14 protein-coding genes and 2 pseudogenes are annotated in these 25,591 nt (G+C 59.9%); 12 read left to right on the top strand and 4 right to left on the bottom strand.

The genetic code is table 11. The features are described from left to right. Positions 1-307: 307 nt before the first annotated feature. The 8 genes and pseudogenes from AC066Y_RS40550 to AC066Y_RS40515 form a co-directional block, all read left to right on the top strand. Positions 308-894, top strand: a pseudogene (locus AC066Y_RS40550) (DUF4372 domain-containing protein); the annotation flags it as partial. A 653-nt stretch (positions 895-1,547) separates the two neighbouring features. Then, on the top strand, positions 1,548-1,838 hold the full coding sequence (locus AC066Y_RS40545; protein ID WP_478278731.1) for a hypothetical protein: 291 nt from the start codon (positions 1,548-1,550) through the stop codon (positions 1,836-1,838). Between the two features lie 43 nt (positions 1,839-1,881). Then, complete coding sequence (locus AC066Y_RS40540) at positions 1,882-3,246, top strand: ANL family adenylate-forming protein (RefSeq protein ID WP_478278730.1); 1,365 nt, start codon at positions 1,882-1,884, stop codon at positions 3,244-3,246. Continuing rightward, positions 3,243-3,986, top strand: coding sequence for an SDR family NAD(P)-dependent oxidoreductase (locus AC066Y_RS40535; protein WP_478278729.1), 744 nt, complete (start codon positions 3,243-3,245; stop codon positions 3,984-3,986). The genes AC066Y_RS40540 and AC066Y_RS40535 overlap by 4 nt, the downstream gene beginning before the upstream one ends. Then, positions 3,980-4,342, top strand: a complete 363-nt coding sequence (locus AC066Y_RS40530; protein WP_478278728.1) for a hypothetical protein — start codon at positions 3,980-3,982, stop codon at positions 4,340-4,342. The genes AC066Y_RS40535 and AC066Y_RS40530 overlap by 7 nt, the downstream gene beginning before the upstream one ends. After that, positions 4,339-10,521: a type I polyketide synthase gene (locus AC066Y_RS40525; RefSeq protein WP_478278727.1), complete on the top strand. Its 6,183-nt coding sequence runs from the start codon at positions 4,339-4,341 to the stop codon at positions 10,519-10,521. The genes AC066Y_RS40530 and AC066Y_RS40525 overlap by 4 nt, the downstream gene beginning before the upstream one ends. 13 nt (positions 10,522-10,534) lie before the next feature. After that, positions 10,535-11,287 carry a thioesterase II family protein gene (locus tag AC066Y_RS40520; RefSeq protein WP_478278726.1) on the top strand — a complete coding sequence of 251 codons (753 nt, stop codon included), beginning with the start codon at positions 10,535-10,537 and terminating at the stop codon, positions 11,285-11,287. A 12-nt stretch (positions 11,288-11,299) separates the two neighbouring features. After that, positions 11,300-12,127 (top strand): 4'-phosphopantetheinyl transferase family protein, encoded by an 828-nt coding sequence (locus tag AC066Y_RS40515; protein ID WP_478278725.1) that lies wholly within the window; start codon positions 11,300-11,302, stop codon positions 12,125-12,127. 614 nt (positions 12,128-12,741) lie between these two features. Here AC066Y_RS40515 and AC066Y_RS40510 read toward each other — a convergent pair. Then, positions 12,742-13,536 carry a hypothetical protein gene (locus AC066Y_RS40510; protein WP_478278724.1) on the bottom strand — a complete coding sequence of 265 codons (795 nt, stop codon included), beginning with the start codon at positions 13,534-13,536 and terminating at the stop codon, positions 12,742-12,744. 1,756 nt (positions 13,537-15,292) lie between these two features. On the opposite strand from AC066Y_RS40510, the gene AC066Y_RS40505 reads away from it, so the two are divergent. The 3 genes from AC066Y_RS40505 (at position 15,293) to AC066Y_RS40495 (ending at position 21,859) form a co-directional block, all read left to right on the top strand. Continuing rightward, positions 15,293-15,646 carry a helix-turn-helix transcriptional regulator gene (locus tag AC066Y_RS40505; protein WP_478278723.1) on the top strand — a complete coding sequence of 118 codons (354 nt, stop codon included), beginning with the start codon at positions 15,293-15,295 and terminating at the stop codon, positions 15,644-15,646. Further along, the gene (locus AC066Y_RS40500) at positions 15,643-16,158 is read left to right on the top strand and encodes a hypothetical protein (protein WP_478278722.1); all 516 of its coding nucleotides are present in this window, start codon (positions 15,643-15,645) and stop codon (positions 16,156-16,158) included. Before AC066Y_RS40505 ends, AC066Y_RS40500 begins: the two co-directional genes overlap by 4 nt. Before the next feature lie 916 nt (positions 16,159-17,074). After that, positions 17,075-21,859 (top strand): hypothetical protein, encoded by a 4,785-nt coding sequence (locus AC066Y_RS40495; protein WP_478278721.1) that lies wholly within the window; start codon positions 17,075-17,077, stop codon positions 21,857-21,859. A gap of 117 nt (positions 21,860-21,976) precedes the next feature. Here the strand turns inward: AC066Y_RS40495 and AC066Y_RS40490 are convergent, their stop codons facing one another. The 3 genes from AC066Y_RS40490 to AC066Y_RS40480 form a co-directional block, all read right to left on the bottom strand. Continuing rightward, positions 21,977-22,465: a hypothetical protein gene (locus AC066Y_RS40490; RefSeq protein WP_478278720.1), complete on the bottom strand. Its 489-nt coding sequence runs from the start codon at positions 22,463-22,465 to the stop codon at positions 21,977-21,979. A gap of 389 nt (positions 22,466-22,854) precedes the next feature. Next, on the bottom strand, positions 22,855-23,613 hold the full coding sequence (locus tag AC066Y_RS40485; RefSeq protein WP_478278719.1) for a replication-relaxation family protein: 759 nt from the start codon (positions 23,611-23,613) through the stop codon (positions 22,855-22,857). Between the two features lie 786 nt (positions 23,614-24,399). After that, positions 24,400-24,756 (bottom strand): hypothetical protein, encoded by a 357-nt coding sequence (locus AC066Y_RS40480; RefSeq protein WP_478278718.1) that lies wholly within the window; start codon positions 24,754-24,756, stop codon positions 24,400-24,402. A 150-nt stretch (positions 24,757-24,906) separates the two neighbouring features. On the opposite strand from AC066Y_RS40480, the pseudogene AC066Y_RS40475 reads away from it, so the two are divergent. Continuing rightward, a pseudogene (locus tag AC066Y_RS40475) lies at positions 24,907-25,109 on the top strand (sulfite exporter TauE/SafE family protein); the annotation flags it as partial. Positions 25,110-25,591 lie beyond the last annotated feature (482 nt).

Below are 25,591 nucleotides of genomic sequence, written 5' to 3'. Positions count from 1 at the left end.
TGGCGAGTGTGGCGGCCCGGATGCGCGGAGGGTGGGTGTCAGCAACCGAATCCTACGCCACCTCAGCGGCTTACGCCACGCTCGCCAGCCTCTCAACAAGCCGCTGATGAATAAGACGGGCTAGCTCGATGTGTGGAGAGGCCGGCGGCTAAGAAGAATTCGGGTGTCTGCTTTTGCAGCACAGCCAGTCACTTCTTCCCGACCAGAGCAGGGCTGTCCGGGAAATAATTCACTATGTCGCGGTGCATGCTCGGCAAGACCGAGGCAAATCGGCCTTTTCTGGTTGTCGAGACACAGAAGGCGGAGCATGCGCTTCCACGATAGCATTTTTGGAAGGCTCCTTGAACCAATCAATCGACGGCAGTTTCAGACGGCTGTGGATCGTCTGGACGGGGATGCCTACGACAAATCGTCCAGGAGCTGGGATCACCTGGTGGCGCTGATCTATGCGCAGCTGAGCAGTCACGACAGCCTGCGTGCTGTGGTGGCCGGCTTCAACGCCAATCCTCAGCACCACTATAATCTGGGCACCGGCAAGTTGTCCCGCTCAACGCTGTCGGATGCCAATGCCCTCCGCCCGTCCGGCGTTTTGCGCAAACCTTTGCCAGACTATCGGCGATGGCGAGCCGGCAGTTGCGGAGCGAAGGCCAGGATATGGTGCGCCTGATCGACGCCAGTCCGATCCCGCTGGGCAAGCTCAGCACCTGGGCGGCGTGGAACGGCCGCAACCGTGGCATGAAGCTGCATATGGTCTACGATCCCAAGGGCGATGTCCCGAACTGTGTCGAGGTGACGGATGCGAACGTCAATGACATCGAGATCGGTCGCCATGTCCCTGTCCAGGCGGGCACAACCCACGTGTTCGATAAGGGATATTGCCGCTTCGACTGGTGGCAGTACGCATCCGCCGGGCGCCGTCTTGCGTTCGCTGCGGCCTCTCCGGAAGCCGACCTGTTCCGCTGCTTGCCAGGCGCGCTGCTGCCGCTCGGTCCTTGAGCGGAGGGGCATGCGCCCCCGTTCGCCCACCCCATCCCTCAAGCGCGTTGCAAAGTACCGGTCGTCAGGCGGCGAAAAGCCGAAGGCAATCCTGTGCGCCTCGTCAGACAAGATGTGCGGCCGCATCAATCGGGCCAAAAAAGCACTCTCACGAATAGGACGGGTTAGTTCGCCGCCTCGTGGCACCGTTAGGCGTGCCACCAAACGAGCACGATACGCTTGTCATCGCGCACCCAGAGTATGCCGTGGACATGCACCACCTCGTAGTTCTATTTCGGCACTTGGCGGTGCGCCTCGTTCTGCTCCTGTACCCACATGGGCGAGATGAAGGTTTCGGCGCCGCGAAATCACCATTAGCTGCGTGCCCAAAGGACGGCGTTGCCCAACCGTGTTCGAGCGAGCATGAGGGCAAGGCACCTCACGAACGCTGCTCGGCGATCTTGCGGAAACGAGGTCAGATGCTTGCGCAAGCTGCAAGAACTGAGAGGTTACTCTGATTCTTCTGCTCAATAGGCTCGGCCCCCGCCTGAACCGGATTTATCGAGACAAACATGATAGGCAAAGAAGAAAGCAAGCTAAAGCACCTCCGGGCCGTCGACAGTGCGAGCGCGCGATATCAACAGTACGTCCAGTTGATGAGCGAATTCCACGACATGGTCCAGGTGCTTTCGTCGAATTCCCGGGCATGGATCACGATGGTCGTCGATGCGCAGAAATCGGCACTCGACCTGTACCGCTCAATGCTGTCGGCTGCCGGCGGATACGACGGCATTTTGCCAGAATTGGCCGACGCGAGTGCGAGGCATTTTCTGCGAGCGGCGCAGGGCTGGTCGCGCGATTGAGCCCGCCAGATCGGCTTGTCTTCACTCCTCCAAGGAGAGCGCGATGTCAACGGACTTCAGGACTCTTCTCGCGTCGTTTGGAACCCGGCATTGCCTGGTGACCTCGGACGTGAGCATGAGCTACGACGAATTTGCGGCGCGGATGCGTGACTGGCAAGCACAACTGGCAAAGCTGGGATGCCGCGCGGGGCAGGTCCTTGCCGTGCGCAGCGACTATTCCGGCGAAGCCTGCGCACTACTTCTCGCGATCGCCGCGATAGGCGCCATCGTGGTGCCGCTGTCGTCGTCGAGCGCTGCGAAGACAGAGGAATACCTGGAGGCCGGGCAGGTCGAAGGTGTCTTCGTCCTGCTGCCGGACGACCGGTGGACATTCGAGGAGCGGCCGGTGCCGTCGCAGCGGCACGAACTGATCACCCAGTTGGGCTGCGAAGGCGCACCAGGGCTGATCCTATTTAGCTCCGGTTCCACCGGCCGCAGCAAGGCGTCGCTGCTGAACTTCGAGAAGCTCACCGCGAGGCTGCGACAGAAGCCTGGACGCACTTACACGACACTCGCCTTCCTTCTGCTGGACCACATCGGCGGCATCAACACCCTGCTCAACGTCCTCGGCCAGGGCGGGACCGTCGTGACGCCCGCGAGCCGGACACCGAACGCGGTGTGTGAAGCCATCGAGCGCCATCGCGTGCAGTTGCTTCCGACCAGTCCAACGTTCCTCAACATGCTGCTCATATCAGAGGCCTATAAGGAGTACGATCTTTCCTCGCTTGAATTGATTACCTACGGAACCGAGCCGATGCCCGAGACGACGCTCGCAGCCTTGCACGATGCGTTTCCACGCATCAAACTGAAGCAGACCTACGGCCTGTCCGAGCTCGGCATCATGCCCACACAATCGAAGAGCTCGGACTCGCTGTGGATGAAGCTCGGCAGCGAGGGCTTCGAGCACAAGATCGTCGACGACGTTCTCTGGATCCGTTCCAGCTCCGCGATGCTCGGATACCTCAACGCCGCATCGCCCTTCGACGCCGAGGGCTGGTTCAACACGCAGGACATCGTCGAGACCGATGGCGAGTACTTGCGTGTCCTTGGACGACGCTCGGAAATCATCAACGTGGGCGGAGAGAAGGTCTATCCGAACGAAGTCGAGAGCGTCTTGCTGGCAGCAGGCAACGTGCGCGACGTGACGGTATCGGCCAAGGCGAACGCGATCACCGGGCAGGTGGTGGCAGCGCGCGTGAGCCTGATCGCGCCGGAAGACACCACAGTCGCGGCATCGCGATTGCGCAGCTTCTGCGAAAGTCGGCTCGAACGTTACAAGGTTCCGGTGAAGATCAACATCAGCGACGTCGACCATCACGGCGACCGGTTCAAGAAGAACCGCTTTGCCTCGGCCGAGGGAGCGCAATGAGCGCGATACACGACGAGGCCGTCATCGTGAGCGGCGGCAGTCGCGGCCTGGGTCTAGCGCTGGTTCGCGCCTTCCTGGCCTCGGGCAGACGGGTCGCGACCTTCAGTCGCTCGCCCACGCCGCAGATCCAGGCGCTTGCCACGGAACCCGCCCAGCGTGACCGCTTCCATTGGGAGCAGGTCGACGGCACCAACGCGGCCGCCATCCACGACTTCGTCGGCGCGATCGGTGGCAAGTGGGGCGACATCGGCGCACTGGTCAACAACGCAGGCGTCGGCGCCGATGGCCTGCTGGCCCTGATGCGGCAGGCCGACGTCGAGCGCACGATCTCGCTCAACCTCGGCGGGACGGTGCTGCTGACGCAGGCCTGTTCCAAGTGGATGATTCGCGCGAACCGGGGATCCATCGTCAACGTCTCCTCGGTGAATGCGATTCGCGGCCATACCGGCGTCGCGGTCTATAGCGCCACCAAGGCGGCGGTTGATGGCCTGACCAGAAGCCTCGCACGCGAGCTGGGCCCGCGCGGCATCCGGGTCAATTCGGTGGCTCCCGGCTATTTCGAAAGTGACATGGTCAAGGAGCTCAGCGACGCCGCGCGCGAGCGGATAGTCCGGCGCACGCCACTCGGGCGAATGGCGCAGATCAGTGAAATAACGAATGTCGTCCAGTTTCTCGTGTCGGATCAGGCGGCTTTCGTGACCGGCCAAGTCATCGTGGTGGACGGAGGAATTACATGCTGAACGAAGGAATTGCAGCGGCGCAAGTGAACGGCCTGGTGCATGCCGCCATCACCCGCATCATGGAGCTTCGGGGTCTTCCCGCGAAGAGCCTGCAGGGCGACGACAAGCTCAACGCGACCCTGGGGCTACGCTCGCTGGACCTGGCGGAGCTCGTGTTCGAGCTCGAGTCGGTATTCGGCGCGGATCCGTTCCAGAAGCTCGTGCCAATCACCTCGGTGCGCACCGTTGATGACCTTGTGGGCGCCTATCGGCGGCTGTTCGATGCCAACGGCGGCCAGGCCCACGACGTGAAGGAACTCGTCGACGCGCAGCGCGCAAGCCAGAGCCGGCGCGAGAAAAGGGAGTCGCGGCAATGACCGCGGAGCCTGCCCGCGAGAGGGGCATCGCGATCATTGGGATCGCCTGCCGGTTCCCCGGGGCAAGCGACTGGCGATCCTTCTGGAGCAACCTCGCCAACGGCGTCGAGTCGATCACGTTCTTCGACGACGACGCCCTGCTGAGGGCGGGCGTGGATCCAGCCGTGCTGCGCGACCCGCAGTACGTGAGGGCTGCCCCGGTGGTCGCGGACTTTGATCGTTTCGACGCCGGGTTCTTCGAGTATTCACCGCGCGAGGCTCGCGTCACCGATCCGCAGCAGCGCCTGTTCCTCGAGGTCGCGTGGGAAGCCTTCGAGGATGCCGGGTACCGGCCACAAGGCTTCGACGGGGCGGTGGGCGTCTTCGCCGGCGCGGGCGGCCTAGTGAGCAGCTATTTCGCCTCGAACCCGAGCTTGCAGGGCTCGACCGGCGGAGTGGAGCACATCGGCAACGACAAGGACTTCATCGCGACGAGGGTGTCGTACAAACTCGACCTGACGGGCCCGAGCCTGACCGTGCAGACTGCCTGTTCGACGTCGATGGTGGCGGTCAACCTGGCTTGCCGCAGCATCATGGGCGGCGAGTGCGACATGGCCATCGCGGGCGCGGCGTGCGTTCGGGTGCCTCACCATGGCGGGTACTACTTCCGCGAGGGCGACATACAGTCCCCCGATGGACACTGCAGGGCCTTCGACGCTGCCGCGCAGGGAACCGTGTTCGGCAGCGGAGTCGCGGCCGTCTTGCTCAAGCACGTGGAGGACGCAGTCGCCGATGGCGACCACATCTACGCCGTCATCCGCGGCTCGGCAATCAACAACGATGGCGCGGCCAAGATCAGCTACACGGCATCAAGCGTGAGCGGCCAAGCGAAGGCGATGCTGGAGGCGTTCGACCGGGCCGGCGTGGCGCCGGGGGCCATCGACTACGTTGAGACGCACGGCACCGGGACCGTCGTCGGCGATCCACTGGAGATCGAGGCGCTGACGCGCGTGTTTCGCACCGACACGACGCGGACCGGCTTTTGCGCGATAGGCTCGGTCAAGACCAACCTCGGCCACCTGGAGCAGGCCGCGGGCCTGGCCAGCCTCATCAAGGTCGCCCTCGCATTGCATCACGGGAAGATCCCGCCCAGCCTGAACTTCAAGACGCCCAATCCCAAGATCGCTTTTGCGGAAACACCGTTCTTCGTGAACACCGAGCTTCGCGACTGGCCGAGCAATGGCTCGCGCAGGCTGGCCGCCGTCAATGCGCTGGGGCTCGGCGGGACGAATGCGTTCGCGATCCTCGAGGAGGCGCCCCCGGCGGTACCCCGCCTCGCACCCGAAGCGGATCGCCCGTTGCATGTGCTGCCGTTGTCTGCCCGCTCGGAAGCCGCCCTGCGAAGCCAGATCGAGCGCTGGCGCCAGCACATCAGCAAGTCGGGCCAACTGCTGGCGGATCAGTGCTACACCGCGGCTACGGGGCGGGCTCAACTGGACTTCCGCTTCACGGCCATAGGCAGCACGCGCGAGCAATTGGTCGAACAACTGACGCCGGTCGCCCCCCACGCCATGGGTATCCGCGCAGGGCGGCGGCCGCTGGCGTTCCTGTTCACCGGGCAGGGTTCGCAGTACTCGGGGATGAGCGCGGAACTGTTTCGCACGCAGCCCGTCTTTCGCGCCGCGCTCGAACGCTGCGAAGCGCTGTCACGGCCGCATCTCGAGGTGCCCTTGCTGGAGATCATCTTCGGCGGGCACGAGCTCATCCACCAGACCGCGTACACGCAGCCGGCGCTCTTCGCCGTGGAATGGGCGTTGGCGCAGCTGTGGCAGTCATGGGGCATCATGCCGGATGCCGTCATCGGGCACAGTGTCGGCGAATATGTCGCGGCTTGTGTGGCCGGCGTCTACGAACTCGGGTCAGCGCTCGCGCTGATCCTCGCGCGCGGGCGGCTGATGCAGTCTTTGCCGGCGGGCGGGGCAATGGCTGCGCTGTTTGCCAACGGCCCGGCCGTGGAAGCCCTGCTGGGCAGGAAGATCGGACGCCACCTCAGCATCGCGGCTTACAACTCGCCCGACAACACCGTCATATCGGGTACGGCATCGGCGGTCGCGCAGGCGCTTGAGCTGGCCGCGCAAGCGGGCGTGCAGACGAAGCAGCTGACCGTCTCGCATGCATTCCATTCGCCCCTCATGAAGCCGATCCTGGGCGACCTGGAGGCGCTTGCCGCGAGCCACGCGGCGAATACGCCCAAGCTCGCGCTGATCGACAACCTGAGCGGCATGCAGATGATCGACGCGCCGACGCCGCGCCATTGGAGCGAGCACTCGTTGAAGCCGGTGCGCTTTGTCGAGGGCATGCGCACGCTGGCTGCGATGGGCATCGTCGACTTCCTTGAGATCGGGCCCGGTTCCACCCTGGTGTCGCTGGCGCAGCAGACGCTCGGCGACGCGGGCGGAGCCGAGCGGCGCTACCTGAGCTCCATCGGCAAGGACAGGGAATGGAGCCAACTCGCGCAGGCGGTGGGCGCGTTGTGGCGCAGTGGTGCCCCAGTCGACTGGCGCGGGTTCGATGCAGCGTATGCGCGGCGCCGGGTGTCCGGTCCTACCTATGCGTTCGAGCGCGAGCGCTACTGGATCGAGCGCGTGCACCGGCCCGCGCCCGCGGGACAGGAAGGCTTGCTGGGGCAGCGCCTGAAGTCGCCGCTGCCAGCCTGGCAGTTCGAGACGGTGTACGACCTGGACCGGCTACCCTGGCTGACCGATCACCGCATCTTCGGCCATGCCGTGTTGCCCCTGACGGCAGGATTGGTGGCGTTGACTAAGGCCGCACGGATGCGCCTCGGCTCAGCGGCCGTTGCCGTCATCTCGCTCACCTACGGGGCGGCGATGGTGATTCCCGATGCCGGCTCGCTTGTGGTCCAGGCATTGCTGTCCAGCGATGGCGGTGGCCTCGTCGCCGAGATTGCGAGCCTCGATCCTGCCCATACAGGCGAATGGCAGCAGCACATGGCTGGGCGCATCGAGGCTCTGCAGGCGCGCAGCATGGAAGACTTGCCGGGGCCTGTTGCGACGTCGCTGGGCATCGAACGCATGCGGGCGGTGGCGCCGCAGGACTATTACGCCGCGATCGAGCCGCTCGGCTTCGGATACGGCCCGGGATTCCGCGGGATCGCCGAGCTGTGGCAGGGCGAAGGGGCCGTGGTCGGCAGAGTTGCCTTGCCAGCACACCTGGGGGCATCGGCGCATGAGCTGCACCCCGCGCTGCTCGACGCCTGCCTGCACACCTACCCCGCGCTAATTCCGGACTATCGGGACCTGGCCCACCTGCCGCCGGGATCCGACGGCACCTACCTGCCGATCTCGATCGAGCGATTCGAGATCTATCGCTCCGGCGTCGATCGCGCGTGGGTGGTCTGCAGCCTACGCGAAAGCGATGGCGGAAAAACCGGATTCACCGTCGACATCAGGATCTTCACTGAGGACGGGACTGCGGTCGCGCTCATGGCCGGCCTAAACGTCAGGCGATTAACGCAGCGGGTCATCGCCCCTGAAAGTGCCACTTCTATCGTCCAGTCGTTCTACGCTGTGCAATGGATCGAGAAGCCGGCGTTGGCAGCGCTGGCGGCCGAGCCGAGGAACGGTTGGCTCATCCTCGGCGACCCGGGCGGGCTGGGTGAAGTGCTGGCCCAGAGACTGGGCCAGCAGAATCTTTCGGCCACGGTGCAGGACCCGCGGCGCTGGAAGAAAGCCGCGGATCCGGACAACGCAATCCGCAAGGCGGCGAAGCGGCCGGGCGGGCTGCACGGCGTCGTGCTGATGCACGCGCTGGATGTGCAGACCTCCGCCAAGATGAGCGTCGAGGAGATAGCGGCGGCCGAAGCGCATTGCTGCCGCACCGCATTGCAGGTCATGAAGATGCTGGCCTCCTGGGCCGAGAGCGGTGAGCCAGTGCCGCGGGTCTGGATCATCACGCGCGCGAGCCAGTCGCCCGAGCCCCAGGCGACGGGGGGCGATCCGCTGCACGCATCGCTCTGGGGCCTTGGCCGAGTCGCGGCGCTGGAGCACCCGGAACTCTGGGGCGGCATGATCGACCTGGGCGACGATGGCGACGTGGACGGCCTGGTCGGCGAATTACTTGGAAGCGATGGCGAAATGGAGATCGCATTGCGCGCCGCCGGGCGCTACGCGCCCCGACTCGTGCAGGAGCAATCGACCGCGGATGGCGACCATGTCATCCAACCGTCCTTCGATGCCGAATCCACATATCTCGTCACCGGTGGACTAGGCGCTCTGGGGCTTGTCGTGGCGAATTGGCTGGTGGAGCGCCACGGCGTACGCCACCTGGTGCTGACGGCGCGCCGGCCTCCCGGCGAGGCCGCGGCCGCCGCGCTGAAGCAGCTCCAGGACAAGGGAGCGCAGGTGATTGTCAAGGCGGCGGACATCGCGCGTCCCGATGACGTGAGCGCCCTTTTCACCGGCATCGCAAGCGACATGCCTCGGCTGAAGGGCGTGTTCCACTGCGCGGGCCAGCTCGACGACGGCGTGCTGCTGCAGATGGAGTGGGACAAGTACGTCCGGGTCACGCAGCCCAAGGTGCTAGGGGGCTGGCTCCTGCACCAGGCCACGCGAGAGCTGGACATCGATCACTTCGTTCTCTTCTCGTCGGTGCTCAGCGTCGTGGGGTCGATGGGACAGGTGAACTACGTCGCGGGCAATGCGTTCCTCGACGGCCTGGCCGAGCACCGCCGCCGCGCCGGGTTGCCGGCCCAGGTCATCAATTGGGGTCCATGGGCCGAGACCGGCCTGGCGACGGAGTCCGGTAAACGCGGCGAGGCTATCTGGAGGTCCAGGGGAACCCGGTACATACCGGCGGACGAGGGGATCGAGGCCTTGCAGGCCATCATGGCGCGGCGACTCCAGCAGGCGGTCGTCTCGATCACCGACTGGTCGCTGTGGGCCGGGCAGTACCCCAGCGCGCCACCCTTCCTGCAAGCGGTGGCTCGCGGGAAGACCCAGTCTGCGCAGCCTTCGGGCGATCGAGGCGCCATACTCGCGCGCCTGGCCGCGGCGCCTGCGGATAGCCGAAGGGATGTGCTCGTCGATGTTGTTTCGGGGCTCGTGCGAGCCATCCTCGAGATCCCCGGCGGGATCAACCCCGAGCAGCCCCTGCGCGAGCTCGGCCTGGACTCGCTGATCGCAATCACGCTGATCAACCAGCTCGACGCCACCCTGGGCGTGCGCGTGGCCGCCGCGACGATGCTCAAGGGGCCGAGCGTGGCGCAGCTGGCCGACGAGCTGCTGCCCAGGATCAATGTCGACTCCGCGCAGATCGCGACACATGAAGGCGGGACCGCCCCGGCCGTCCTCGTCGCCACGGCGCGGCACTCCGAAGCATCGAAAGGCAGATGGCTGGTGGAGATCCGACGTAACCCGGATGCCCGCTATCGGTTAATCTGCTTTCCATTCGCCGGCGGCGGCTCAGCCGTCTATCGCGGGTGGGCCGAGAGCGCCGAACCCAATGCGGAGATCCTCGCCATCGAGCCTCCGGGCCGCTTGGCGCGCATCAACGAAGCGCCGTTGACGCGCATCGAGGATTTTGTGGAAGACCTGTTGCCGCAGTTGAGGGAGTATTTGGATCGCCCGGTCGCGCTCTTCGGCCACTGCATCGGTGGCCTCACGATGTACGAGGTCGCGCGGACCCTGGTCGAGCGCGAGGGCGTGGTGCCCTTGCACCTGTTCGCCTCTGGGGCGCGCCCGCCGCATCGCCTCATCCGCGATGCGCCCTTCGAGAAGCGGCTGACCTCGTCGCTGCTCGAACTACCGGCGTTCCGTCCGACGCTTCCGAGCTATCGCCAGCCGGATGCTGTGCTGGCCGAGATCCTCCGGCACTTTCGGATCGATGCGACGGTGGAGATGCTGTCCATCACCGAGCTTCGCGAGCTCGTGCTGCCGGTGGTGCGCGCAGAGTTCGAGATGGCGAGCCGGTATGTCTTCACGCCGGCGACGCCCTGGCAAATTCCAATCACAAGCTTTCGCGGCCAGGACGACGAGTACGTGAGCCATGACGACGCGGCGGCGTGGGCGGATTTAACGGACGGGCCCTTCAATCTCCTGACCCGGCAGGGCGCCCATTTCGGGGTCGTCGAGGACCGCCCATTCATCCAAGGCGTGATCGCGCAGGCGCTCGCCCTCAACTGATCGGTGCACGAGCATGAGGTCGCCGGCAGGGCCGTGGTTACCGCTAGGAGGCGTCTCGGAAGCGGCACGCTTGCCGCTCTTCTGCTTCCATCACGCCGGGGGTGGCGCCTCAGCGTTCACAGAATGGCGCCGGCTCATGCCGCGCGAGATCGATGTGCTGCCGGTGCAACTGCCCGGGCGGGAGGAACGGATCGACGAGCCGGCCTGCCGCAGCATGCCGGCGCTCATCGCGGAGCTGCTCGAAGCCATGGCGCCTTGCCTCGACCGTCCGTTCGCGCTGTTCGGACACAGCTTCGGCGCCGCAGTCGCTTTCGAGCTGACGCGGCAGCTTCGCCGCAAGCCCTCGCACCTCTTCGTCTCGTCGTGGGTCCCGATGGATGCCTCGGCGGGCGCGGTTCGACCGACGCGGCTGACCGACCCTGACTTCATCGCCCGGATCGGCCACTACGGCGGACTACCCGAGGCGGTGACCAATGACCGGGAGATGATGAGCGCGTTGATCAAGCCGATGCGGGCGGACGTCGAGATCCTGGAGACCTATCGTCCCGAAGCTCCCGTGCGCCTTGCTTGCCCGACGACCCTGGTGGGCGGCGAGGACGATCCCGTCGTGCGCCCGGAGCTTCTCGAGCGATGGGCAAGCCACGTGCACGCATCTGTGCCCGTGCTGCTTCCCGGCGGCCACTTCTACTTTCGCAGGTCTTTGCCGGTGTTAATCGACCTCGTGGTGTCGACGCTCAGGCCGGTGCTGCGCGCGATGCCTCGCTAACGACAGCACGCGATGTGGCCCACCGCCCGACCTGCCGATGTCGCGCCTGCGCTCGCGCGCGGCGACGTGCACCTGTGGCTGGTCGAGCTGGATGGTGCCTGCGACACCGGCGGGCTGCTGCCGGTGCTTTCCGATGCGGAGCGCATGGTCGCGGCCGGGCACCGGGCGGATGAACGCCGCCGGCGCTACATCGTCGCGCATGCCGCCTTGCGGCAGGTGCTGCAGGCCTACGTCCACATCAGCGCCGCCGATCTGGTCTTCGCCACCGGCGGCTTCGGCAAGCCGCGCATCGTCCTACCGCGCTTCATGCCGCCGATCCACTTCAGCCTGTCGCATGGCGGACGCCGATGCCTGATAGGCATCGCGCGCGGTGGGGACGTAGGAGTCGACATCGAGCCGATCGATCGCCGAGGCGACATCAGTTCCTTGGCGATCGCGGTGCTCAGTGAATCGGAACACGCGCGTTGGCGGGCGCTGTCACCTTGCGCACGACGCTCATCGCTATTGCGAACGTGGACCTGCAAGGAGGCTGTGCTGAAGGCCTCCGGCATCGGCCTGTCCATCAGCCCTCGCCGTTGCGAGATCGAGTGGCCGCGTACCCAGGTCCCTCGACTGGTATCGCTCGACGGCCAAGCGATGCCGGAATGGACCCTCGAAGGGTTGGAACCCGATTCCACCTTTGTGGGTGCATGGGCCGCGCAGGCGCCCTTGCGCGCGACACTCCATGCGGTTTTCAACCAGGCATCGGAAAGAAAGCGCATAAGAGTCGCTGGGACCACCAAGGCGATTGGTCCGGCAACGCGACGACAAGGAATTGACGAGCAGCATCGAAGCCTCTGACGTTCGATGCGATAACCTGCCAGCAGGCAACGTGCAGGTGGGCTCGGCGTGGTCAGCCGTTCGCAAAGGTACGCATCCTTTGTCCCACGCAGCGGCCAAGAAGGAGACGGTTTCCGTCGGCCTGAAACTACCACCAACGGACATTTGGGTTTCGCAGCCATGCTCTGACGACAAACTGTAAATTGAGCAGGCCTCGTTCCGGGCGAGTATGGCATCGATTTTCATTTGGCTCGTGGAGATGAAGAGGAAACACTTTCCACAGAAAGACGGGCCTCTCGGTTCAGCTTTAAGGTTTGCCAAACCACCCTTGCCGTTCTACGATGACAATGGGTCCTCGTGTAGCCCTCTTTAGAGGCAGGTCTCCATAAAGATGGGAATTGAGGCCGGATAGCCTTCGAGCGGGCTATGCCTGATGCAGCGGTGCGGAGGCTTCGTGCACCATCGGGGAGCATCGTGCGCAGCGCTCTGCGTGGAGCTGCTCACTCGGCACGCCGGCGAGCTTCTCAAGTTCGCGCTCAATCAAGTCGCACATAGCTGTGCGTACGACGTTCCGGTACGCTAGGCATGAGTGCGCCAACTAGTTTCGACATGCTGGATACGCGTAGTGACCCATATCAAAGGGAAACCGCTCTAGTATTCGGCGTGCTGGTGAGATGCATAACCCCGCCATACGGATTGGCGCCGCCGCGCGTTGCAATCGGCCCCGAATTCCATTTGTTGAGCGGATTGTAAGCGCGCTTGCCGGTGTCGGGATCAATCACGGGATTGCCACTCGAATCCATCAGGGTAAGGTCGTCGAGGGTGACCTTGATCTGGTTCACGACTGACGCCCCGTGGTTGAGCGTCTGTTCGTAGAGTTCGCGCACCCGCTCCTGCGACACCTTCCACATCGTATTCCAGTATTCAGGGTTCTCGCAGGCAAAATCGACGCGGATGAGATTGCCGTCGCCGTCGCGCACCGTCGACCATTCGCAATATTCGTCGAGCCAGCCACGGGGGCCGTAGGGTCCGAACGTCTTCAGCGTTCCGCTCCAATCGGCCTGCGGACAGAGCGTCGCCGGAATGTTCTCGAAAGTTTTGCGACCGGTATCGTAATAGCCGGTGTCGGCCAGTTCATAAACCTGGGTCTGTAGGAGATTGTATGGGTTCGGTGGACTGACCGGCGGCGTCTCGGAATAGTACTGGTCAAGTCGGCCCGGAAACGCGACCCATTCGACCAACACTGCCTCCGTGCCCGAAGGGATATCAGTGTCGAGTGGATTGTAGAAGTAGTAGGCCGGGTCAGGCGTCGCCTGCTGGATCCAGCCGTTGACGTTGATGGTCCAACGATGGCTCAGGTTGGCATACTCGGGACTATTCGGCGGAAAGTCCTCGATGAAGGCTGGGAGCCCGAACTTGGTGATCTCCATAACCTGATCTCCTCCGCGGTTCGCCGCGACGGTTTGTATCGCATTCGCAGGTGATTGTGTGCGCGTGTCGCGTTCTGCGTCGCCTCGCCCGCCGGTGTTTTGTAACCTAGCTCCAGGCACTGAATATTCCCCAGCTCTCTCTAAAGCGGGTGCCGACGACAAACCTCTCTGCTTTCTAAGCTGTCATTCGCTGGCCCTGACCAGATTGGGGCCGCCATTATGATGGTTCTAGGGTTCTTCGATTCGAAAATACGTTTGCGTGATGTGCGCCGACGTAAGTTGGTAACTTTGTGTTCTCGCTTCCGAAATATCTGCTAGGCGTCGATCGGAGGGGAGTGTAAGGCGAGAACTGATATTAAAATGAGGATACTTGCCCTTGATACGAGGGTGTATTTCCGCCGCAACTTGCACGTCTGATGATGAAACGTATCTCCCGCCCCACCTTTCGATGAAATGTTTGATTGGGTGGGTACGGTTCAAGAACCCCTTCGTCGTAGTCTGCGCATCGAGCCATTCGTATGCGATCCTGATGCAGTCGTCATGTTCGTGAGGATTGTCTTGTCCGTGACAGCGAACCCGCGTCTTGGCTTCCGCAATTTGCTCGGCGCTGAGCATGCTATGGTGGCCTTGTTGGTTGCTCTACCGCAAACACAGCAACAAGCATTTGACGGCTCTTAGGGGCCCGGCGGAATTCTTTCGCACCGCGCTCGATATTTGTAGAATACCGCTGATCCTTAGTCGAAGTTACTACCGAAACTGGTAGGCTTCCCTAGCCCCTATGTTCGTCCTCTGAGGTGAAGGGCGGCCCGCCCCGCGGCAAGCTCCCATCATTTCCGCAAGTACAACACTCCAAGAATCAGAAATGCCGCCCATGAGCGGCATTTGTGCGATTGCCTTATTAGCTAAGGTTGAGCTGACCCGGTCGTTCACGGCTTTTCTACTGCCCATCCGGGTTTCGGCTGTTTGGAGTCGCTCAGGATGCTGCATACCTTGCAAACGCAACTCAGGTCTTTAGTGCTCATCGAGGCTGACAGCGCGACCATGTTATCGACGTGAACACTTTGCTGGCGTCACATTCGCGACACAGATCGGCTCGTTTTTATTTTGTCTTTAGGAAGCGCACTCTACCGTGTAGGCGATGGCTTTCGATACCAGCAATCGCTTCCGTTCCGGCCCAATGCGCCGAAGCGCACCAAGTTGTTGATCAACCGTTGTGAAACCCTTGGCATTCGCGGGTAGGGGCGAATGAATGCCTCCCGGTTGTGGTAGTAGTCCAAATGAGTGTCAGCAACTAACCTCTCGGCGACCCGTGGGAAACTACGGAACCTCGAGTTGCCGCGATACGCCACTGCACGCCGAGATGTCGTGGCGAGAGCGTAGCGATTGCACGTTCGTTCCGCTGAACGAGACGGAGAAAGTGGAGCTTCTGTGCGAACGTTACGGCGTGAATGTCTTCCGATAACGTAATGATGGATACAGAAGGGGACATGGGACTTCGGGGACGTAGCAGATACGCCATAGGGTGGCGGTGATTACGGCATGTCGACAATTAGCGACTCTCGGCACGCCCGCGCGAACTTTCCATGTCCCCATGTCCCGCTCCACACTCTTTTCATCGAAACGCGGGCACTATTGTCAAAGCCAAAATGGGGGCCCGGCCTTTATTTGAGTGACGAGTCGGCACTTTCTCGTGTCTCGAACTGAGGCGTTCTCAGGTAAATAATTGCGTGTGTGCCTGTCATAAGGCCACCACGCTATGAACCACGACCTCACATCATACATACGACCTTTTCGCCGCCGTTTTGGCTTTACTCAGAAAGAGATTGCTTTCCTGATAGGTATCAAGTGCCGTACGGCAATTTCGCGGCTTGAGGGCGCTAGACGCAGACCGAGCCTTGAGGCCGCGATTATCTTCGCGCTGCTATTCGATACAACTCTTTCGGAGCTATTTCCCACACTGATGTCCGAGCTCCATGAGGTCACGGTTCGGCGCGCGAATGATCTCTATGAGGAGCTTCAAGGAAACCCATCTAACACGACGCAATTCAAGCTGGACTTTCTGGAGAGATTACTGGAGCGAGCCGGAAAGCGCATGTATCGCGCCGTATGAAGCGAGCCGATAAACATGCGCTCGCTCTTTCAATTTACATAAACACGCGCGGTTTCGCATTCGTGGTGTTCGAAGGCCACGCATCGCCATTCGATTGGGGCATACGCGAGATACGCGGACCGAGAAAATGTCGCGGATGTCGCCTGCGTATCACGCAAATTGTTGATCGATATGCTCCTGATGTCCTCGTTATCCAGGACACGTCCGAGCAAGGCACGCAGCGAGCGCGGTGGATCACGACTCTCAATGCCGCGATCAGTGTGCTCGCGAAAGACCGAGACGTTCCCGTTTTTGCATATTCGCGCGATCGGGTCCGAAGCGCATTCGAGCGCTACGGATGCCCGAACAAGCGTAGCCTGGCTGAGCTGATTGCGAAGCACATTCCCGCGTTCGAGCGATATGTTCCGCCGCCTCGCAAACCGTGGATGAGCGAGGACCGCCGAATGGGCCTCTTCGATGCAGCGGCGCTCGCGATCGTCTTTTTTCAGTCAGTCGACAATTGGGGCGGGTAGTCGACGAATGGGTCCTGTTGTGCGACTTTCCCAACATTCCCGTTCAGGCTACCGTGGTACGCCTGCTTGTCTGCAGTGTTCCACGGGAGGATAGAATGCAGAAAACAGTTTGGATTGCTGTAGTGGCATTGCTGGTGCTTAAGCTCGGGACAGCAGATGCGGCGACGGCGGCATGTTCGGCAGGGAAAATAACCTGCGCCGCTTGGTGTACGAAGTATCGCCCAGGCGCGCAGGACTGTTTCGTCGGACCGAAGAGCTGCGAGACAAAACCGGGCGGAAAAGCTGCCTGCGTTGGAGACATATGCAACGCGCAAAACGATTCATGCGGGCGACTTCAAGAACAAGAAGTCAAGAGGAAACAACAAAGACTCTAACAGGTTACGAAAGTCGTTGCCGCGGGTCTCGCTAGCCCGGCTCGACCGGGGCAAACAAACGCCGTGCGCACCCACACCGCTCATCCTGCTATTCGTTGAACGCGCCGCGGCTCCTGTTGGGAGTACCTCCGAATAGATCCCCGGCCTTGACCGGGAGGAGCTTGACGACGCCTACGAGTACGCCAGCGCTGCGTTTTGCGTGGTAGTGCGCCGTTACTTTTCGCTTCTTACCGCTTGCCACCCAGACGAAAGGAGCGTCAGATTGAGACAGGCGCAATTGCGCGCCGCAAGCTGCCCACAAAACGGCGACATACCGAAGTCCCGCTCTCCCAACTGGCAGCATCAATGCCATCGGCAGGCACCGCAGCAGCGGCCTCGAATTTGCATCCCTGCGGCTGAATTCAAAGCTGGGAATTAGCTGGCATAGGCCTACGGGCGACAAAAACCGCGCGCGTACCAATTATATTCGTTGCGCGTAGCGGTTGATTTGAGGGCGGCAAAGCCGAAGAAGCGAGCACCTATCGCGTTTGGAGGGAGCGGTCATGACAACCAGCCCGTATTGGGGGACCTTCGTTTTTCCCTGGTCCCAACCTACCCCAGGACCCCACCTTTATCCTCCCTCTCTCAGAGTGAATGTCCCCACCGGAACGCTAGAACTCTTTTACGGGTTCACTCCCAACGGCTCGGTTTCTCTCTCCCGCTATGCCGTTCAGCTCGATCCGTTTTTCTTGCCGCTGGCCCCTTTGTCAGCTTCAACGGATGGTTATGCGTTCGTGGATGCGTCGACGATTTTTCAAACGCCGCTTCATCAAAATCTGGTCCTCGCCAGCACCGGTCCGAGCGATTTGCAGGGGATCGCAGTCTTCCAGACCCAAGACTCAAATGGCAACAACTCGATCAAAGAAAGCTTCGTCACGGGAGAAAATGGATCGCTATCCGCGGGACCAAGCACTCAGATAGCCGGTCCGCTCAGCGGGAAGATCGAAAACACGATTTTCGAGCCCTTTAGAACGAGCGCGAGTGTACTGAGCTCGTATGGCGTTGGATGGGACCAATACAATCCGGCAACCGGTGCATACTCCGTCAGCTTCGATATCTTCAATCACAACAGTGGCGATCCAAATTTCAATGGTGCCGGCGACTACACCTCTACAGGGATCGTAACTCTGAACCTTGGCACATTTACAAGCGAAACATCCTTACCCAACTGGACCTTCGCCGCAGCCGGTGGTGCCTATGTCGTCGCAGCTGCATTTTCGTTTCCAGGTCACGATTCGATCCTTGTAAATGGCTACAATCTCGACGGTTCGTTCAAGAGCAATGGGTTCACCTTCCGGATCGATCCGGATCTCAGCGCCTATCCTGGGGATGCCAACCATATCGCTTTGCAGCGCGACCCAGCGACGGGTCAACTCAACACTGCCTCGTTGAGCCTTGTTCAACAGGCTTCGCCCGGAAATTTATACGGAATTGCGTGGGACGAGAGCATCACAGATAGCAGCGGAAACGTCGTTGGAAACCAAGTCGAGTTTGCCATCTTCCAGCCGCTGGTTGGCGTTGTTCAACGGCACACATTCCAGATAGTCGGTTCTTCGCCGGAGAAGGTGAGACTGCAGCTCGAGAGTAACAACATCTTCGTTCTTACATATGGCGATAACAGTGCGACGCACATTGTTCGGTCCGACACGAGTGGAAACGTGCTCGCAACGGCGACCGACCCTACAGATCACACATTCGACAGCGTCGCCGTGCTTGGCGACGGACGCGTTGACGTTCTCTACGACAACATTCTCGACCAGTCAGGCACTTCACAGATAGTGTCACACGTGTTCGATTTTCGTGCCACCGGAGTAAACATCAACGACTTTCCGCTAGTCGACGGAAACAACAAATACGTTGCGGGTACGCAATTCAGCGACTTCTTTATAGGGGAATCGAATACTCTTAACGAGTTCTATGACGTTGACGGCATTCCATTTTCACCCAATTTCGATAGCTTCACGGGAGGTGACAATGGCTTTAATGTCGCTATTTTTCCTGCTGCAAGGTCCAACTACGTCATTTCGGAGCTTGCTGGTAGTTTAATCATCAACAGTGAGAGCAACACCGCTCATTTTCTGCAAGCGACGAATGTCCAAGAGTTCGCATTCAATCCGATCGTGGAGCCGGCCCCACAAGGCGGCGTTATCGATGTCACCGGCGGTGGAGTGTATCTCAACTCCCCTCTGAGCAACGGTCTATCAGCAACGATAGCTGGCTCCACTCTGGAGCTAGCGTCGCCACTGACCAGTACCGGTCAGGTAACATATTTCAATTTCGGCACGTCGACTTTGCGTCTCGACTATCCCGAAAGTTTCCAGGGAACAGTATCCGGATTATTGCCCGGAGATATCGTCGATCTCGACGGTATCGACCCGAGGACAACGAGTGCGCTGTTTGATGGATCAACGCTCACTGTCCACACAATTAGTGCGACATTTCAATACCACATCACCGGCGCTACTGGCGGCAACGCATTCAAGATCCAAACTGACGGTATAGGCGGAACGGACCTTGTCTTTCAGACGGCTGCGCAAACAGCGTCTCTATTTACCTCCGGCGCCGACACGGTCGACTTCAACCATCTGACTGACGCGCAGAAGCAGGCGATCGACGCGAACCCGCAATCGATCTTCCAGGGGCTAGGCGGGAACGATGTCGTTACACTTCCTAAGCAAAGCCAATATCAGCTGACTTCGCAGATACTGTGGGATCCAACCAAGACCTTCGTTGCCGGTGATAAGGCGGGACAATCTTATCAGATCACTGGAGGCGACGGCACCGATCATATCACCCTCGGTGATGGTGCCGATATCGTTTATGGCTCGCCCGGCTCTGATACGATTATGGGCGGCAGTGGCCAGGACACGTTTGATTTCCAATCAGGACCCTTTGGCAACTTTCAGGGGTTCCCGTTCGGCAGCACTTCTCAGACGATAGTCGGGGGTCATAGTTCATTTGAGCAAAATCCGGCGCACCAGAACATTCTGAAATTGCCAGGGTCTCCGAACGATTATTTGTTTTCCGTCCAATTCGGCACTGACGCATTGGCACAGACTCAAACGACAATCACCGCACCGCACCTCCTCCCGGCAATTACTTTAAACACGATCGACGTAGAAAAAGCCCAACTTGCTAATCAGATTACCAACAATGTGGACCTCAACGGAGATTACAGCAGCGTTGCGGTCGAGATGCTGCAACTAGCCAGCGAAGTATACAATAACAATCCCGGCTACGGGACGCTCGGCAGCAAGCAGACTGACCCCCTCGCCTATCAACCTAACGGTGATCCAACCGAGAGCGGTCCGGCACAGCTGCGTGGATGGCATGCTGTCTCGGCAATGGAGCTCGGCATGGCGCCCGCCGATTTCGGGCAGTTCTCCACCTTGGAATATTCCTTCGTCAACGGCGTCTATCAAGCAATCGACACGTCCGACGCTTTCTTGGGCAACAACCCTGAAGCAGATGCAATGCTGCTAACGGGCTTAGTCAATGGGCAGAAAACGTTGGCCGTCGTCTTTCGCGGCACGGATCAGATCGCTGACTTTGGCGACTACGTCGATTTTGCGACCCACTATGCGAAATACGCACCTCTCATTCATGCGATCCATCAATACCTAAACGATGCAAGCAACGGCATCGCGCAGGTTCTCGTGTCCGGGCATAGCTTGGGCGCCCCGGTCGTCGACTATTTTTTGAACGAATTTCCAAACACCTCACAGTATGCCTTGAGGGGTTATACCGACGGAGCCCCGGGTGTTGAGAATCCGTGCGCCGATGCGCGAGTAGAAAACTTTATCCATACGAACGACATAGTACCGATACTCGGCAGTCTGTCGAATTATCCCGCTCTCATCGATGCTACTGCTGTTGCCATAGCCGGTGTGGTTGCAACTGTTGATCCATCAGCCGCTCCGACTGTCTACTCGACTCTCAAATCAATCGAGTCAAAATCTAGCGAAGGGACGAACATTCGGATCGACAGTGATGTTTCAGCACTCCCATCTTTTGCCGAGCACTCTGCCACGCTTTACTTACAGGACTTAAAGAAAATTACGGACTTTGCGCACGACAACCTTAGCCCATTCCATTCGACGCCTTTTGCAGTCTCGCTCGTCAACAACACGATTTATCCGGCAAATCAGCCAGCGGTTCAAATTGCCGTGGGCGAGCCGGGCAGCCATACCGTCAACGTTTATTCGGGCGACAATTACGTCCTTGGCTACGATGCTTGCTACAACACCGCAAACCCCGCCACCGGCGACCAAATCATTTGGGATTTGCCATCCGCGAGCGACGCGCTGCATATCGTGGATGGCGGAACAGGAACCGCTAGTTCCGTCATGCTTCACGGCGATTTGAGAGACTATTTCTGGGCTAGTCTCGGCAATGGTCAGACCGACCTCTTCTATGTTGGCAACCAAGGTACGATCGGACTGATCGGCGAGCTCTTTCGTGTCAGCAATCTCACATTTGACCAAGATCCGGGGGTTCAGGCGCCCATCACGCAACCCAGTGTGCAATACATTGTGGGCACGCCCGGACAGTCGCTCATCGGTGGTAATAACGCTGAGACACTCGACGGTAGCCTTCTTCAGAACCAAAACATTACGGGCGGTAACGGCCCGAACACGATAATTGGAGGAGCCAACGATATTCTGTCCGCTGGAAACGGACTCGATACGATAATTGGCGGACCCAACGACACGATTAAGGCTGGCAACGGCAATGATGCAATCTTTGGCGGAGTAAGTACGACGATCACCGCCGGGAACGGCAATGATAAGGTCTACGGTGGATCAAATAACACGATCAGCGCCGGTAACGGCAACGACACTGTAGTCGCTGCGGCTAACAGCAAGATAACCCTCGGCAACGGAAACGACACGGTGACCACCGGGGCAAATAGCTCGATCAAAGTGGGTGACGGCAATGATCACGTAACTGCTGGGCCAAACAGCACTATAATCCTAGGCAACGGCACCGACACTCTCTTTGCGGGCGCGAATAGCATTATGTTCGCGGGCAAAGGTCACGACACGTTTGTGTTTAAAGATGGTCCGACCGGTAGTGAGACAATAAACAATTTCAATCCGAATATCGACCAGATCGAGTTCGACCACGCGCTCTTCGCCGGCTTCGGGGAACCCCTCGTCACTGCCGCGATGACGCATGCTCAGCAAAGTGGTCAGAACACTGTGATCACTGATTTCCTCGGCGACACCCTAACGCTGACCCACGTACAGCTCGCTAGCTTGCATCAAAGCGACTTCCTATTCGTATGAATTGATCTGACTAGCTCTTCGGGCACGCCGACTTCGCTTGTAGGAACCCGGGCGTGTTTTCGGGCTCTCTTAAACTGCCTGTTGCCTCGGTGTGATGCAGTGAGTGAGGAAGGATTGTTAGGTGACAACGCGGGCGTGACGCATTTTAAGACAACAATAGAAAGCAAGAACTATGAATGATGCGAGCCATATGTAAAAGCCGATTCCAAGACTGCTTACCCTTCCACATACTGAACCAGTGCCCATGCGGGCGAAAGCGGCATCGCAATTGCCCATATTCGTCAATTCCGTTGGCACGTAGCTCAAAGTAAATGTTTGCAGAGCTAGAAGAAATGCAGCTATCGAAAAAAGCATTCCCTTTTTGTAAGAATTAGCCTTTGCACAAATAAAGGCGACGACCGCGAGTACGTTTGCATACCACGCGAACATGCCAAAGAGAGCTCCGAACCAACCGACTTCTAAAATCTTGTACCCGAACGCCGTATAAGAGGTGTATCCACCGTTGGTTACAAATCCCTGTGCAGTTGCAGAATAGGTCGGGTAGTGGATTTCGCCCGCAGGCATGAATAGGGAGCCTATATAGAGAATGATAAAAACATAAATCAAGGAACTCTCGACGCGACTTGAGATTGTCATAGGCCAATTATATCCCGACATCATCGAAAGCTGAAACAGTCCGGATATTCCTCCGCTCCAATGAGGCCGTGCGGGCGACTTCTGATCTTCGTCAGCACGCCATCCGATGTTTGCAAACGCGGTGCCGTCTAGATCCACCAAAAGCCGTACACCTGGGCCGTGATCGTTCGTTCACACGGCTTTTTGCCTAACCGAGCGGACGGGCTAACAGCATAGGATGAGGCATCTATTGAGGCATCTATATGGTATGCGCCAACGCCGTTGTGGATGCTCGAGACCTAGCGCCGCCTGCGTCTGTCATACAAGAGCCGTCAGGTGCAGTCTTGGCCTCTGCCGACTTCAACGGGCTAGCATCGCACCTATGCGAGTCGGACCGCACGACCGCTCCCATCCCTCCAAACGTGATCAAGCGGACTGTTCAATCGCAGCTCACGTTGTAAGGCGAAGAAGAACAGCGATGGTCCGGCGCTGTGCATATCCTGTTTATGGAGCGCTTCGATCATCGACCGCATACGTTGTTGATCTGTGGTCACCACGATCACCCGGAATGTCTTCCATCCAAACTGGTCCGCGTGGCGCGCATTGGCGTATGCAGCGACATACGCTCGCCCCTTTCGATCGAAGCTCGACTGCGTGATATCCGTGCGGGTGGCCAGCATCGTGCCGCGGTCGATCTCGACCATAAAGCAACGGCGGGAGCCGTCTGGAAACATGAGACCGAAGACTAGATCGGGAATGACGCCTATCTCGTGAGTGGTTCCGTTGTGCGCAACACCGATTCGCAACAAAAAGGGATTTGGCATTCTTCGGGTGTCTTCGGGCGAGCTCGCAATGAGCTCTTCGGAATGAATGAGCCGCACGTCCGTTCGGCTGCGCGTCGCCAGCATCAGCGACACGTAAAACTCAACGACATCCAGCTGGTGCTCAATGAAGGGCCGGCCGGCTTCATGAGTCTTCCGACCCCACTCCAGATTGATGAACTTCGTTCCGTGCCAGGTGAGACACTGCGCGCCGAGATCACCAAGCGCGTAGACCATCGGCGCCGACCCTGCGGTGGGGGGTGGTAGTCGAGCTGTGCTCGCGGCCGATCGACGTATCCGGCGTGAAACAGCCGACACAGTCGGTCATTCGTGCGATCAAGTGAGCGGCCAACGAGCGTCGCAATGTGCGTGGATCTCAAGAAGCGATAGCGCAGCAACTGCCGCAGGATCAGCACATCACCTTCCGTGACTCGAAACGGGACCGGTTCTGCCGAGCGCCGAAAGCGAGGCCGACGGATCGTCACTGACCTTGAGGTCGCATCCATAAGAGAGGACCGTACCAGATGCGACCTCGCATGCGTACGAACAGAGCCGAGCGACCAATAAAAAGTGAACAATAGCTACTGTTCGCCATCCATGCGTGTAGCAGCACATAGCAGAGCACGCGTTGTGACGTGCATCCCTGCAAGCAGTGACGACCGCGCGGGTTGGCCGACGCCCAGACACCGCCCATATATATCGCGCGACAAGGGATCGCCGCTTCAGCCCACGGAGCGCGGTCCCGCCCAAAACCCTTCGCAACCCATAAGCAATCATTGAAGTGCGATCCCTGAGTGTGGCTGGCTGAACATTGTATTCCTCTCCAAGGGTAACGGCGTTCGGAAATTCGGAAAGCCCCTCTCCAACGTAAAAGCCGCCGTATGGCGGCGTTTTGCGGTATCCTTCATCACCTTTGCCGTATCGCTCTTGCTAGCAATGTTACGTGGTTGGCCACGGGTTGCCAAAAGGTGATGAAATTTGACTAACGCTGATCGTGTGTGAGTACGAGGGTGTGTCGGAAAATGCTTGATCTTCCTGCTAAGACACCGTCGCTCGCCGCAAGCATCCTTGCTCCGCGGGTAGGTAATGGTACCTGTCGTAACGTCACGAACTCACGAACCTGCCCGACGATCGTCCCCCCAGTTCGAGCCCGACATTTTTATTGCGGTCGAATGGAGGCTGGCCCATCGAAGCTTTCTTCCACTGAGAGGCCACGATCCCCGCAATAGCCAGAGAGGTGTCGATCGAATAGGTCTCATAGCCGACAAACAAGTAGTCGCAGGTTTTGAGCTTCTCGTCGGCATCCGCGTTGTGCGTGAGAAACTTTGCAAGCTCGCCCCACGTGCTCAGGTAGCTTCCCCGAAACCCGTGGACAAGGATGACCAGCTTTTCGTTGGGCACGTCGCTTCTGCGCACGTAGGCCCAAAGCTCCTTTTGCCGGTCGAAGAATTCTCGCGTCACTTTCAAGCCCCCCGGCATTGCACGAAGGAAGTTACTTAACATACTCTGATCGATCCACCGCGTCGTTTCGATTTTCTACTCTCGGGTGTGCCGAGAACCACTTGCCCGGACTAAGGGGATCATCGATCAGCGTAAGGGGCTTCGATGTCTAGGGGCGCATTTGGTGGCGGATTCTCAATTGTCGGCATTCCGCTGTTGTCGATCGTGATGGACCCACCGCCGGCGGCCTTCTCGCTCCATTGTTCATCGCGATGGATTTGTTCGCGCTGCGCTACTGGAAGCCTTCCACGTGGTCGAAGCCGGACCTTCTGGCGGTGTTACCGGGGCTCGTGACCGGCATCGCACTCGGGTATTCACGTACGCCCATTCCGCTGCAGTTCATCGCTTCCACGTGCATCGCCCAGAACGCTTGCATTCCGCGATTGCGCTCGTTCGTGCTGATGCTAAAGCGTTGTCGGCGGCGCTTTCGCTGTCCTTTCTCTCGCTCTTCGCGGCGCTTCTCTCGACGCAATTCTACCCGATATTTCGCAAACTTGCGCGCCGCTTCTCGCTAGCGAGCACGTTGATCCAGCGCTCGAACGTTCCGTCGTCCAAACGATGCTGACGGCAAACCGAGCACGGTCTCTGGCGTCGCCCGCAAGCATGGGAAAGTGGGGAGATTGCCTCATGCTGATCGTCGGAGTGCCCGGGTGCAATTAAGCAGCGCTGCTAGAGCGGTTTCCACTTGATATGGGTCACTACTCGTATCCGGCATGTCGAAAGTAGTTCGCGCATTGCTCGGGTGCAAATGTCTTGATGAGCTTGCCGATCAGCTTCATCAGCGTTGTCACGGTGC

It is taken from the genome of Bradyrhizobium sp. USDA3010 (assembly GCF_056429065.1).
The sequence above is the reverse complement of the archived record's forward strand: the minus strand, read 5'-3'. Positions and strand labels throughout refer to the sequence as shown.